This is a genomic window from Hallerella porci (genome assembly GCF_003148885.1).
In the GTDB taxonomy this organism is placed as follows: Bacteria; Fibrobacterota; Fibrobacteria; order Fibrobacterales; family Fibrobacteraceae; genus Hallerella; species Hallerella porci.
The window spans coordinates 67798-81933 of the sequence record NZ_QGHD01000010.1 but is presented as its reverse complement, the minus strand read 5'-3'; the positions used below and the strand labels follow the sequence as shown (position 1 = coordinate 81933).

Annotated in this window: 10 protein-coding genes and 1 pseudogene; all 11 read left to right on the top strand. The window is 45.4% G+C overall.

Annotated features, from left to right (window positions below; translation table 11 throughout):
• The first annotated feature begins 130 nt into the window (after positions 1–130).
• The 11 genes and pseudogenes from B0H50_RS06730 to carB all read left to right on the top strand — a co-directional run bounded on the left by B0H50_RS06730 (position 131) and on the right by carB (position 13984).
• Positions 131–1084, top strand: coding sequence for an Rpn family recombination-promoting nuclease/putative transposase (locus B0H50_RS06730; RefSeq protein WP_109587459.1), 954 nt, complete (start codon positions 131–133; stop codon positions 1082–1084).
• A gap of 641 nt (positions 1085–1725) precedes the next feature.
• Positions 1726–2400 carry a nickel pincer cofactor biosynthesis protein LarB gene (gene larB, locus B0H50_RS06725; RefSeq protein ID WP_106198570.1) on the top strand — a complete coding sequence of 225 codons (675 nt, stop codon included), beginning with the start codon at positions 1726–1728 and terminating at the stop codon, positions 2398–2400.
• 14 nt (positions 2401–2414) lie between these two features.
• Positions 2415–2816, top strand: coding sequence for a hypothetical protein (locus B0H50_RS06720; RefSeq protein ID WP_146129171.1), 402 nt, complete (start codon positions 2415–2417; stop codon positions 2814–2816).
• Between the two features lie 11 nt (positions 2817–2827).
• Positions 2828–3835: pseudogene (locus B0H50_RS13870) on the top strand (DUF362 domain-containing protein).
• Between the two features lie 10 nt (positions 3836–3845).
• Positions 3846–4085 (top strand): Sec-independent protein translocase subunit TatA/TatB, encoded by a 240-nt coding sequence (locus B0H50_RS06710; RefSeq protein WP_106198568.1) that lies wholly within the window; start codon positions 3846–3848, stop codon positions 4083–4085.
• Complete coding sequence (tatC, locus tag B0H50_RS06705) at positions 4085–4834, top strand: twin-arginine translocase subunit TatC (RefSeq protein ID WP_106198567.1); 750 nt, start codon at positions 4085–4087, stop codon at positions 4832–4834. Before B0H50_RS06710 ends, tatC begins: the two co-directional genes overlap by 1 nt.
• A 68-nt stretch (positions 4835–4902) precedes the next feature.
• Positions 4903–6171, top strand: a complete 1269-nt coding sequence (gene larC, locus B0H50_RS06700) for a nickel pincer cofactor biosynthesis protein LarC (protein WP_106198566.1) — start codon at positions 4903–4905, stop codon at positions 6169–6171.
• 29 nt (positions 6172–6200) lie between these two features.
• Positions 6201–7724 carry a 4Fe-4S binding protein gene (locus B0H50_RS06695; RefSeq protein WP_109587463.1) on the top strand — a complete coding sequence of 508 codons (1524 nt, stop codon included), beginning with the start codon at positions 6201–6203 and terminating at the stop codon, positions 7722–7724.
• 11 nt (positions 7725–7735) lie between these two features.
• Positions 7736–9157 (top strand): aldo/keto reductase, encoded by a 1422-nt coding sequence (locus B0H50_RS06690; protein ID WP_109587458.1) that lies wholly within the window; start codon positions 7736–7738, stop codon positions 9155–9157.
• A 26-nt stretch (positions 9158–9183) separates the two neighbouring features.
• Complete coding sequence (gene larE, locus B0H50_RS06685) at positions 9184–10032, top strand: ATP-dependent sacrificial sulfur transferase LarE (RefSeq protein WP_106198564.1); 849 nt, start codon at positions 9184–9186, stop codon at positions 10030–10032.
• A gap of 739 nt (positions 10033–10771) precedes the next feature.
• Entirely contained in the window at positions 10772–13984 is a 3213-nt protein-coding gene (gene carB, locus B0H50_RS06680) for a carbamoyl-phosphate synthase large subunit (RefSeq protein WP_106198563.1), read from the top strand.
• The last annotated feature ends 152 nt before the right edge of the window (positions 13985–14136 follow it).

The window sequence follows — 14136 nt, the reverse complement described above, 5'->3', positions numbered from 1 at the left end:
CTAACTCCTAATTACTAATTTCTAATTTTTCCCGCTGTCACTTTTTGTCATTTTGCTTTATTATATTCTTTTCAAACCATTTTAAGCCTCGCTGTGGAAATTTTAGCATGTCAGCGAGGAAGGAGTGAAAATGAATCGAAGCCAGTATTACGCCCTCTTAAAGGCAATCAAAGAAGATCCGTCGAACCTCGCCAAATTCCGCGCGCGTTTCAAGAATGTTTATCCGTTCAGCGATGCGATTTTCGAAATTCTTATGGTCAACGAGCATGATCCTTCGCGGCTCATCAAATTTTTAAACGCAATGATGGGATTCGAAGGCAAAAATCGCATCAAAAATTTTCATTTTGAGCGCGAAGAACAGCCCGGCATTTTGAATAACAAAACCACAATTTTTGACATCATCGGCACAAACCAAAATGACGAACCGATTCTCATTGAAGTCCAACAAACCGACAGCGATTTTTTCATGGATCGCTTGCTGTATTACACCTCGCGCGTGATTACAAATCAAGTCAAAAAGTCCGAAAGCTACGAATTGCCGCATATTTACGTGCTTTCAATTCTCACTTGCAACCAATTTGAACTCGACCCCGAGACTTATTTTCATCATGTAAATTTGACGAAAAATGGCGAATCGTATTATCCAAAACTTGACTTTTACTTTGTCGAAGTTGAGAAATTTTTGGCAAATGACGCGCACACTCCCGAAACGGAAAAGGAGCGCTCGCAGCGCGCCGAAATGCTTCGCTTTTTCGGGGATATCATTTACGAGCGCGCCTCTCACAAACAATTTTTCGATGAGGACTTTTGCAAAAAACTTTCAAAAGATGTATCTTTAGAGCATTACGAAGATGAACTTTTCCTAAAGCAGGTTGACGGCATGACTGATTTATTATACGAAAAAGAAACAGCCTTCCGCAAGGGAGAAAAAGCGGGAATTGCTGCTGGCATTGCGAGAGGAACTGCTGCGGGAGCTTTGAACAAAGCTCGCGAAATGGCAAAGGAAATGCTTGCAAGCGAAGAACCGATTGATAAAATCGTGCGTTACACTTCTCTTTCCGAAGCAGAAATCCGCAAGCTGTAGTTTTAAAACCCAGGTGCGAGCTCCTAGTTCATATTTTTCGCCAAATAATAAATGCTAGATCCGTTCGCTACGCCTATGGCTTAGTTCAGGATGACACGATGCGCATGGCTTTGCCGTACTTAATGAGGAATTAGTGAACTTTTGCAAGGCAAAAGTTCAGCCCTCTTCGCGGGCAATTAGAAGTTAGAGTATAGAAACCAGACGAGAGATTTTCGGGAAGATTTCGTTGGAAGTCTTCCTGAACGGAATGCAGTGAAGGATGACAAAAAAAATTGCGTTCTTAAAATGTTGTCATTAAAATGGGTCTTCTAGTAAGAATTCTTTTAAAGAGATGTATAAAAATCCGTTATCATCGTAGTGGCACGGGATTCTATCGTATGTGATGATAATTTTCTGAAACGAATCGCCAATGGCCAAAAGCGAAGCTCTTTCTTGGGATTTTTTGCAAATTAGCTAATAATACTCCATTTTCTTGTAGAAATCTACAATTTTGTGGAGCATAATAGAGTCACAGTTCAACGAACTTATTTTCCCAAAATCAAACTTTTTCAAAAAATTTTTCATTTTTTTTCATTTTACCCCTTGACTTCAAGTTGACTTTAAGTCGTATATTTATAGGCATGAAATAATTATACGACGATATTGGATTTGCAAAACTCGATATTTCTCGCGGAAAGCGCACCGGCACCGACGAGGCGATTTATTGCCCGGGGAAAACTTGCGAGCAGCTTCTTTTGATTTTAAAGAAGTTCCACGAAGATGGATGTTCTGTGATTGGCACGCGTTGCAGTAAGGAGCAATTTGAATTTGTTCAAGAGCGCGGCATGGCTGCGCATTATAACGAAACTTCACGGATTATTTCTTACCGCGCGGATTTGCGCAAGGCTCCGACTTTGCCGGGAAAGATTGCGGTTTGTTGTGCGGGAACTGCGGACTTGCCCATTGCCGAAGAGGCGGCGCAAACGGCGGAATTTTTTGGAGCATCTGTTTCGCGTCATTTTGATGTAGGCATCGCTGGGCTTCACCGCTTACTTTCAAAGATTGAAGAGATTCGAACGGCGAATGTCGTGATTGCAATTGCCGGCATGGAAGGGGCACTTGCAAGCGTAATTTCTGGGCTTACCGATGCGCCTGTGATTGCGGTTCCTACATCGGTTGGTTATGGAGCTTCGTTCAACGGAATTGCGCCATTACTTTCCATGTTAAACTCTTGTGCCGAAGGCATGTCGGTGGTAAATATCGACAACGGTTTTGGCGCAGCCTTAAGCGCATGCCGCATTTTACGGTGTGCAAACAAACTTGTTCAACAAAAATAAATCAAGGAGATAATATGTCTTGCTTTACAGTCCCTATGGCAGAAGCTGCCCTCGTAACACTTACCACCATCGCGCTTGAATACCGCGCAGCAAAGCAGTCCAAGGATTTGCACGAAGCGGTCAGCGCAAGCGAAAAAAAGCCGTTCTACCAAAAGTTAAAAGTGCTTGCCACATGGCTTTGGGTAACGACAGGCGCTCTCATCATCGATCACATTATGAATGGCGAACTCATGCTTTCGTATCCGTTCTTTACGGCGGCGCAAACTCCCGAAGGCATCGAGACGATGATGCATGAAATTGCAACGATTGGCGTTTCGATGTCGGCGTTCATTACGCTTGCGTGGGCACTCAAAATGATGTTTGACGATTACAAAGTCCGCAAAGAAATTCCTGCAAGCGTTAAAATTCACAATTAAGGGATTGCATTATGGATCGCAGAGATTTTTTAAAGACTTCGGTCGGAGTCCTTGCAGGAAGCGCCATTTTTAACGGACTCATCGCAAAGACAGCCGAAGCCGCTGTTTCAAACATCAAGGGAAACACGGTGTCTAACGTTTATTTTTCAAATAAACTCGATGCAGAAACACTCATCAAACTCTACGAAAAAGTGAACCAGAATATTTCTGGAAAAGTGGCAATCAAGTTACACACCGGCGAACAGCATGGGCCAAATATTTTGCCGCGCGATTGGGTAAAACAATTCCAGGCGCAAGTCCCCAACAGTGCAATCGTCGAAACAAACACTTGGTATAAAGGCGACCGCTACACGACCAAAGACCACCGCGAAACCTTGAAAGTGAACGGCTGGACTTTTTGCCCGGTCGACATCATGGACGAAGATGGCGAAACGATGATTCCTGTGAAGGACGGAAAAATCTTCAAGTAAATGGCTGTCGGAAAGCACATGCTGAATTACGATTCAATGATTGTGCTCACACATTTTAAGGGGCATGCCATGGGCGGTTTTGGCGGCTCCATGAAAAACATCGCAATCGGTTGCGCGGGCGGACAACTTGGCAAAAAGATGATTCACGAATATGTGAAAAACGGTCCCACCAAAATAAAAGCTGGCGGAGAAGCCGGCTGGAAAACAACGGGCGCACTCTTCATGGAAACGATGGCGGATAGCGCTAAAGCCACTTGTGACTTTTTCAAGGGCAAGATGTGCTTTATCAATGTGCTTCGCCGCATGTCTGTCGACTGCGACTGCGCAGGTGTTGCCGCTGCTGAACCTACCGCACGCGATATCGGGATTTTAGCTTCGACCGACATTTTGGCGGTTGACCAAGCTAGCATCGATATGGTGTATAAACTTCCCGAAAATGAACTTCACGATTTAAAGGAACGCATCGAAAGTCGCGAAGGATTACACCAGTTAACCGCGATGGAAAATCTCAAGATGGGAAATCGCAACTACCACTTGATTGAAATTTAAAGGAGGCATTATGTCGCTTGGAATTCCAGAAATCATTTTAATCGCAGTCGTCGTGTTACTGCTCTTTGGAGCAAAACGCATTCCAGAACTTGCGCGTTCGCTTGGCAAAGCCAAATACGAATACAAAAAGGCAAAGGATGCGCTTGAAAAAGAAGCTGCCGACTTAGAAAAAACTGTCGACAAAGCGGGCGAATCGGCAGCAAAAGATTCAGCAAAAGTTGACACAAACGATTCCACAAAGAGTGCCTAATGAAACAAGATTCATCGGAAAACTTTAACGACAAAACGCAAACTCTAGTTTACCACCTAGAGGCTCTGCGCTCTGTTTTAATCAAGTCCCTTGCAGCGCTTGGCATTGGACTTGTTCCGATGTTTCTTTGTTCGCCTTATGCGCTTGATTTTTTGACTGCGCGCATTGTCGAAGAATGTCAAACGCCGCTGCATTATTTTTCTCCGATGGAAGTTTTCTTTTTGCAGCTCAAGCTTTCACTTCTTTTTGATGTGATCATTTGCTTTCCATATATCGCTTACCAGATTTGGAAATTTATAACGCCAGCGCTTTACGAAAACGAGCAGAAATTTATCCGCTCGACGGTTTTACTTTCGAGCCTTTTATTTGCAAGCGGAGTCTGCTTTTGCCTTGTCACTTGCATTCCGATTATCTTGAAGTTTGGGCTCAGCTTTTCGGGTCCTTCGCTTCAGCCGATTTTTAGCGTTGAAAATGTGGTGTCGCTTGCGATTTGGCTTTCGCTTGCCTTTGGTTGCATGTTTCAATTTCCGCTGGTGACTTACGCGTTAATCCGCACTGACATCGTGGAATACAAAACGATTGCGTCTAAACGACCCTATGTTTTGATTGTGATTTTGGTGATTTCGGCACTCCTTACGCCGCCCGATATTATAAGCCAAGTCATTTTAGCAACGCCTACTTACTTGCTTTTTGAAATTGGACTTTTCTTTTCAAAATTTCATACAAAGAAATTAAACGACGAAAATTAACGCAAAAATTTTAACAAGAACTTTAACGAAAACTTTAAGGCAAAAGCCTTTAAATCGAGGAACTTAAAATGTTTAAAATACTTTATCTTGATGGATCCTGCGGCATTAGCGGCGACATGACGGTGGCTTCGCTCTTGGATTTAGGCGGAAACCTAGACAAGTTAAATGAAGCCATTGAAAGCTTGCATTTAGACGGCGTGCATATACACGCTACGCGCGGCACAAGCTACAGCATCGCAGGATTAAACTTTGAAGTTCATGTGCATGAACACAGCGCAGACGATATCGAAAGCCACGAAGAAGGCTATGTTGAGCATCACCACGAGCATTCTCACGAAAATATCGACGGACATTCGCATCATCATCATGAACACCGCCACCTGTCCGAAGTTTTTGAAATCATCGACCGCGGAAATCTGAATGAACACGCAAAAAAAATTGCACACCGCATTTTTGAAATCATCGCAATTGCCGAAGCGAAAGCGCATGGCGTTTCAAAAGATGAAGTTCACTTTCACGAAGTGGGTGCGATTGATTCCATCGTCGATATTGTTTCTGCCGCAGTCCTTATTGATGACTTAGGCATTACCGACTGTGTCGTGACGGGGCTTTGCGAAGGCTCTGGCTTTGTCACAACGCAGCACGGAAACCTCCCGATTCCAGTTCCTGCCGTTTCAAACATTGCAGAAGCTGCAGGCATTGCATTACATATAACTGAAACAAAAGGCGAGATGGTGACGCCCACAGGGATTGCAATTGTTGCCGCAATTCGCACGCGCGAAACGCTCCCCGAAGGCTACAAGATTTTAAAATCGGGCATAGGTCTTGGAAAGCGCGACTTTCATCATGCAAACTTTTTGCGCGCACAAATTATCGAAGAATTGCCCCACGCAGGAAACGACCCCAAAAACTGCCATGTTTACATTCTCGAAAGCAACATCGACGATTCCACGCCCGAAGAATTGGGATACGCGATGGACAAGCTTTTTGAAGCCGGCGCACGCGATGTCCACTTTATGCCATGCTTTATGAAAAAGAGCCGCCCGGGCGTCATTTTGCGAGCCATCGTTGACGATGCGAATTTGCACGCAGTCGAACGCGCGCTTTTCAAGCACACATCGACAATTGGCTACAGGCGAATTCCTGTGGAACGCAACTGCATGAGCCGCGAAATGCAAGAGCTTGAAACGCCTTTTGGAAAAGTCCGGCTCAAAAAATCGACTTTTGAAGACATCAAAAAAGTAAAGCTGGAATTTGACGACCTGAAAGAAATCGCCGAAAAAACGGGACTTTCGATTTCGGAAATTAAATCGAAAATTCTAGCTGAAAAGTCTTGACCGATTTTCAAAAAAAATGGAGACACACAATGCTAAAAAAAATCCGAATCACGCTTGCGCTCCTGTGCTATGCACTGGTGACGCTTCTGTTCCTTGATTTTACAGGAACGATTCACAACTACTTTGGCTTTTTAGCCAAGACGCAGTTTTTGCCCGCAGTCCTTGCGCTAAACGCAGCCGCCATTTTATTCGTGGTGTTGCTTACGCTCTTGTTTGGGCGCGTTTATTGCTCGGTCATTTGCCCCTTGGGCGTTTTCCAGGACATTTTCTCGTGGCTTGGAAGCAAGCGCAAAAAAGCAAAGCGCGGCCGCTTTAAATTCGTCAAGGAACATCGCATCGCACGCTACGGAATTTTAGCCGCATTCATTATCGTGTTTGCCATATCTTCATCAGTTGCCGCCATCATTGCGCCTTACAGCGCTTACGGACGCATCGCCACTTACATTTTTTCGCCGATTTATAAACTTGCAAACAACGCACTCGCCTACTTTGCCGAGCGCATGGACAGCTACACTTTTTATTCTGTCGATGTCTGGATGAAGGGCGTTTTACCGTTTGCAATCGCCATCTTAACTTTTGTGCTGATTGGAACTTTTGCGTTTTTCAAAGGGCGCGCCTACTGCAATACCGTTTGCCCGGTGGGAACATTTCTCGGCTTTATTTCTCGCTTCTCGATTTTTCGCCCGGTGATTGACAAGTCCAAATGCATTCATTGCGGGACTTGCGAGCGCAATTGCAAAGGCTCCTGCATCGATTCTAAAACAGGGACATTTGATTACAGCCGCTGCGTAAGCTGCATGAACTGCATCGAAAACTGCAACAAAAAAGCCATCAGTTACAAGTGCCGTTTTGGAGAATCGCAAAATGAAAATTCTAGCGTTAAAAATACAAACGAAGTAAAAAAAGAAAGCGTTAAAACTGTTGACGATAGCCGCCGCAAATTTATCAGTGTGGCAACCATCCTTGCAGCAGGAACCCTCACTGGCGTTCGCGCCCAAGAAAAGAGCGAAGAAGGCGATGGCGGCCTTGCCCCCATTCAAGATAAAGTCATTCCCGAACGCATTGGCGAAATTGTGCCGCCCGGCGCAAAAAGCATCATCAACTTGAAAAACCACTGCACCGCTTGCGGGCTATGCATTTCCGCTTGCCCAAACAACGTTTTGCGCGCAGGCAAAGACATGAAACCCACCGTGAGTTACGAGCGCGGGTATTGCCGCCCCGAATGTAACCGCTGTTCAACCATTTGCCCCACAGGCGCGATTCAAAAAATTTCACTTGCCGAAAAATCCTCGACGCAAGTGGGCCATGCCGTATGGCAATACGACTTGTGCATTGTAACAAGAGACGGTGTCGAATGCGGAAACTGCGCAAGGCACTGCCCCACAGGAGCGATTCAAATGGTCTCGCCAGACCCAAACAATCCAACGCTTCATAAAATTCCAGTTGTTAATACGGAGCGCTGCATTGGATGCGGCGCGTGCGAAAACCTTTGCCCCGCACGCCCGAAAAGCGCAATCTATGTCGAAGGCCACGAAGTTCACCGCAAAGTTTAAGGAGGTTTATCATGACAAATAAAAACGAAGGAATCAATCGTCGCGAGTTTTTAAAATTAGCAGGCTTAAGTGCCGTAGGCGCAGGCATTGCAGGCTCTGCATTACAAGGTTGCAAGTTCTTTACTTCAGAAAGAGAAGCTGCCATGAGCCCGCGCGCAGGCCTTGATCCGACAGGCGAAATGACTTACCGCACATCAAACAAAGGCGACAAAGTTTCGCTTTTAGGTTATGGCATGATGCGCCTTCCGACCGATGACAACGATGAAATCGACCAGGAAATGGTAAACCGACTTGTCGACCACGCCATCGCGCACGGCGTCACCTATTTTGATACCGCTCCTCCGTATATGAAGGGCAAATCCGAAGACGCGACAGGCATAGCCCTCAGCCGCCATCCGCGTAACAGTTACACGATTGCAACCAAGATGAGTAACTACCGCTATGTTCAAGACGGCATGGGCCCAAAAGAAGTTTACGATGCCTCGGTCAATATGTATCACACTTCCATGAAAAAATTAAAGACCGATTACATCGACTATTACTTGCTACACACCGTAGGCGGTGGCGACGGCATGCCGTTTTTAAGAAAGCGTTTTTTGGACAACGGACTCCTCGAATTTTTGTTCAAGGAACGCGAAGCGGGCCGCATCAGGCACCTTGGATTTTCATTCCACGGTCATGTCGAAGTCTTTGATTACATGATGAAATTGCACGACGAAGTCCATTGGGATTTCGCACAAATCCAGATGAACTATTTGGACTGGAAATACGCTGAAAAAATTTCGACGCGCGTCAAAAACATCAACGCCGAATACCTTTACGGAGAACTCGAAAAGCGACACATTCAGGCAACAATTATGGAGCCGCTTTTAGGTGGCCGCCTTTCAAACGTTCACGACCATGTGGTAGAACGCCTCAAGCAGCGCGACCCCAACGCAAGCATTGCAAGCTGGGCATTTCGCTTTGTCGGAAGTTTCCCGGGAGTGCTCTCGGTGCTTTCGGGCATGACTTACATGGAACACTTGCAAGATAATTTGCGCACCTTCTCGCCACTCAAACCCTTAACCGACGAGGAATTTGAATTCCTTTACAAGACCGCAGACATCATGACGCAATACCCCACAATCCCTTGCAACAACTGCAAATATTGCATGCCATGTTCATACGGACTTGACATTCCAGGGATTTTCGTGCATTACAACAAGTGCGTAAACGAAGGCCGCATCGCAAATTCCATCAACGACGAAAATTACCGCAAAGCTCGCAAGGAATTTTTAGTCGGCTACGACCGAAGCATCCCAAAACTTCGCCAGGCAAACCACTGCACCGGATGCGGCAAATGCAGCCCCAAGTGTCCGCAAGGCATCGACATTCCAGCACAGCTTCGCATTATCGACGAATATGTCGAAAAATTAAAAAGAGACAGCCTTTAATTTATCAAGATTAATCATTATAAAATATGGATAAGCTACATCAAAAATATGAAACGCTCAAAGAATACCTAAAGTCGCTTGAAAGTGTGGCGGTTGCATTTTCCGGAGGCGTCGATTCTACTTTTTTATTGAAAGTCGCGCACGATGTTTTAGGAGAATCAGCCATCGCTGTCACCGAAAAGTCAGCCTCTTTTGCAGCAATTGATTTGGAAGAATCCAAAGCGTTTTGCGAACGTGAAAATATCCAGCAATTTTTCACAAGCATCAACCAGCTTAAAATTCCGCACTTTGCAAAAAATCCAAAAGACCGCTGCTACTTTTGTAAAAAGGCGACATTTGCAGACATTTACAAAGTCGCCAAAAATCTTGGGCTAAACGCAGTCTGCGAAGGCACAAATGTCGATGACGAAGGCGATTACCGCCCAGGAATGCGCGCGATTACAGAGCTTGGAATCAAAAGTCCGCTTCGCTTTGCACGCCTTACAAAACAAGACATTCGAACGCTTTCACACGAACTTCAGTTACCCACTTGGAGTAAGCCCTCGGCCGCGTGCTTAGCTTCGCGAGTGCCCTACGGCGAACCAATCACCGAGCAAAAATTGCGCCTGATAGAACAAGGCGAAAAAATCCTTAGCGCTTTAGGCTTTGTGCAAAAACGCGTGCGGATTCACGAAGGCGCAACGGTTCACGAAAGCACAAGCCTTCACGAAAACGCCCAAAACTTTATCGCCCGCATCGAAGTTATGCCAAGCGATTTCGAAAAGGCAATCGCAAACGCCGAACAAATCGAGCGCGAATTCAAAAAGCTAGGCTTTAGCTACACAGCCCTAGACCTTAAAAGCTACCGCACCGGAAGCCTGAATGAAACGCTATAAAAATGAGAAATGTAAAAAGTCTCATTCTAAACAACACACCTTCCGCAGCGATTGTTGCCATCACCATAAAATACGCCTTTTGCCCGGACGATTTCAAGGCCACAATTCCTAAAGTCAAGGAATTGCTCCGTCGGCTTTCAAACGACGAGCAGGCTTTGTAAGCGCAGGCGATGCCCACCGTGCCGCTGCAAAAGAAGGCCGAGCAAAAGGACTTGCTAAAGGTCGGATAAAGGACATCACGATGTTTTAGACGCAATGCGAAAGCTCGGCATTTCCAAAGGCAAAATCAAGGAAATTGAAAATATGTTAGGCAATTTCAAAACTTAAATCAAATACAATTGAAACGCAAAAAGGTCTGCAATATTGCAGGCCTTTTGTTTTCTCCAATTAAACCATTTATATTTTTCTCTGACAATCCTATATTTCAGAAAACTCAAAACAACTGCAAAATTACTTGTTCGCATTTTCGATTTTCTTCGCGGTCTAAAAAACAAGAGAAATTTCACATTTTTAATCAACTTTGTTCACAAATTCGACATTTTTGTTTATATTGTAACAAGTTTAACCCCCTTTGGTAAATAGAAGTAGATGACTGCGATTTTGAAAATGGCAAAACGCACCTGTGGCGCTCCCTGTGCTGCGGGCGCAGTCATTTTTTCTGAAATTTTCCTTTTTGACGCTAAATCTTCGGATTTGGCTTTTTTTTTGCCTCAATTTGAATTACAAACGGAGATAAAACATGAAACTTCTTGGAATTGATAAAGTTTTAATCATCGGCTCGGGCCCTATTGTGATTGGTCAGGCCTGCGAATTTGACTATTCGGGCACTCAAGCTTGCAAAGCTTTGCGCGAACAAGGCTATAAAATCGTCCTCGTGAATTCGAATCCGGCGACGATTATGACCGACCCCGTTATGGCCGATGCGACTTATATCGAACCTTTAAATGTCGAACGCTTAGAACAAATTATTGCCAAAGAACGTCCGCAAGCGCTCCTCCCGAACTTGGGTGGACAAACCGGTTTGAATTTAGCTTGCGCTTTGAATAAAGCAGGCATTTTAGACAAATACGGCGTTAAAGTTATCGGCGTGAACCTCGACGCCATCGAACGTGGCGAAGACCGCGAAATTTTCAAAGAAACGATGAAACAGTTGGGCATCGATACACCGCGCTCGGGCATTTGCCACAGCGTCGAAGAAGCCGAAAAAATCGTCGCCGAAATCGGTTATCCTGTCGTCGTGCGTCCCGCTTATACAATGGGCGGAGCCGGCGGCGGATTCTGCTACAATGTCGAAGAACTTCGCACGATTTGCGGAAACGGTCTTGAACTTTCGATGACTCACCAATGCTTGATTGAAGAATCCATTTTAGGTTGGGAAGAACTCGAAGTTGAAGTCGTTCGCGATTCAAAAAATCAGATGATTGCGATTTGCTTCATTGAAAACATCGACCCGGTCGGCGTTCACACCGGCGACTCTTTCTGCGCGGCTCCGTTCTTAACGATTGACAAAAAACTCGAAGAAGAACTCAAAGCAAAAGCATTTAAAATCGTCGAAGCGATTGGCGTTATCGGTGGCACTAATGTTCAATTTGCCCACGACCCGAAAACGGGCCGCGTCGTGATTATCGAAATTAACCCGCGCACGAGTCGTTCTTCGGCTTTGGCGTCGAAGGCAACGGGTTTCCCGATTGCGTTAATTTCGGCAAAGCTTGCTGCGGGCATGACTTTGGATCAGATTCCTTATTGGCGCGATGGAAGCCTCGAAAAATACACGCCGAGCGGTGATTATGTGGTGCTTAAATTTGCACGTTGGGCATTTGAAAAATTCCGCGGCGTCGATGATTGCTTAGGCACTCAAATGAAAGCCGTGGGCGAAGTCATGGCGATTGGCAAGACTTACAAAGAAACTCTTCAAAAGGCAATTCGCGGTCTTGAAAATGGTCGTGCAGGTTTAGGCTTTGCCAAAGACTTTAACAAAAAATCCAAAGCGGAACTTTTAGAAATGATGAAAACGCCGAGTTCGGAACGTCATTTCCAAATGTATGAAGCGATTCGCAAAGGTGCTACCGACGAAGAAATTTTTGCGGTCACTTTTGAAAAAGCGTACTTCGTGAGTCAAATGCGCGAACTCGTTAACCTCGAAGAAGAAATTCTGAAAACGCCGGGCCGTTTGCCTTCGGATGAACTTTTGATTCAAGCGAAGAAAGACGGTTTTAGCGATAAATACTTGGCAAAGATTTTGGGCATTCGCGAAAAAGACGTTCGCAAAAAACGCACAGAACTCGGCGTTGTCGAAGGCTGGTGCGCAGTCCCTGTCAGCGGCGTCGAAAACTCCTACTATTACTACAGCACTTACAACTGCAAAGATGAATCGACCGCGACAACGAATCCGAAAAAGATTATGATTTTGGGCGGTGGCCCGAACCGCATCGGCCAAGGCATCGAATTTGACTATTGCTGCTGCCATGCAGCGATGGCACTTCGCGAACTCGGTTACGAAACGATTATGGTAAACTGCAACCCCGAAACGGTTTCGACAGATTACGACACTTCGGATAAGCTTTACTTTGAACCGGTTTCGTTAGAAGATGTTTTGCAAATTTATCACAAAGAAAAACCCGCAGGCGTGATTGTTCAATTCGGAGGACAAACTCCGTTAAATATTGCGCGCGCTTTGTCTGATGAAGGCGTGAAAATTTTAGGCACAAGCATCGATTCTATCGACATTGCTGAAGACCGCGATTTGTTCCGCAAGATGATGGATCGGTTAAATATTCCGATGCCAGAAAGCGGCATGGCGACAAACATTGACGAAGCTTTAGAAGTGGTGAAGCAAATCGGCGGATACCCGATTATGATTCGCCCGAGTTTTGTTTTGGGCGGCCGCGGCATGGAAGTGATTTACGACGAAGCAATGCTCCGCGAATATGTGGCAAAGGCCGTCGGCGTTACTCCAGATCGCCCGCTTTTGGTGGACCGTTTTCTCCACAATGCTCTCGAATGCGAAGCGGATGCTTTAGCCGATGGCGAACACGTTTATATTCCATCGGTCATGGAACACGTAGAACTTGCGGGCGTTCATTCGGGCGACTCGGCATGTATTATTCCGCCGGTGACCATCACCGAAGAAAATTTGAAAACGATTAAAGATTACACGCGTAAAATTGCCGAAGCATTGCATGTTTGCGGACTGATGAATATGCAATACGCAATCGAAGACGGTAAAGTCTTTGTGCTCGAAGCCAATCCGCGTGCATCGCGCACAGTGCCATTGGTTTCTAAAGTTTGCAACACGCAAATGGCGCGCCTTGCGACCCGTTTAATGCTCGGCGAAAAACTGGAATCGTTACACTTGAAGGACAAAAAATTCAAGCATCACGGTGCCAAGGAAGCGGTGTTCCCGTTTGATAAATTCCCAAAAGTCGATCCGGTCTTAGGTCCTGAAATGCGTTCAACCGGTGAAGTTTTAGGCTTGAGTGAAAACTTTGCATTAGCTTATTACAAGAGCCAAGAAGCCGCCGGTTCTGTGCTTCCGTCCGAAGGCGCTGTGTTAATCAGTTTGTCGGATAAGACGAATTTAGCAGACCAAGCAATTGAAGTGGGTAAAGAATTTGCAAAACTCGGATTCAAAATTTACGCTACCGAAGGCACTGCAAAATTCTACGAAAACGCAGGCGTCAAATGCGAAGTGGTGAATAAGATTAACGAAGGTCGCCCCAATGTTTTAGATATTATCTTGAACAAACAGGTGAACTTAATTATCAATACGCCATGGGCAAAACGCGATGCAATTAAAGACGAATCGGCGATTCGTAAAGCGGCGATTAAATACAAGACGCCATACATTACAACTCTTGCCGCGGCATTAAATACTGTAAAAGGAATTGCCGAAGCAAGAAAGGGTAAAGGCTCTGTCAAATCGCTCCAAGAATATCACGCGATGATTGAATAATCCAAAGCGAAACTTGGAAAGCAACCACGCTCGGCTTTGCCGAGCGTTTTTTAATTAAAAGGATGAAATTTTCATTTTCCCTTCGTTGAATTTTTCTCGATAATTTTTTATATTAAAAACCGATGACAGGGTGGCAGACCAGCGCGCACGAA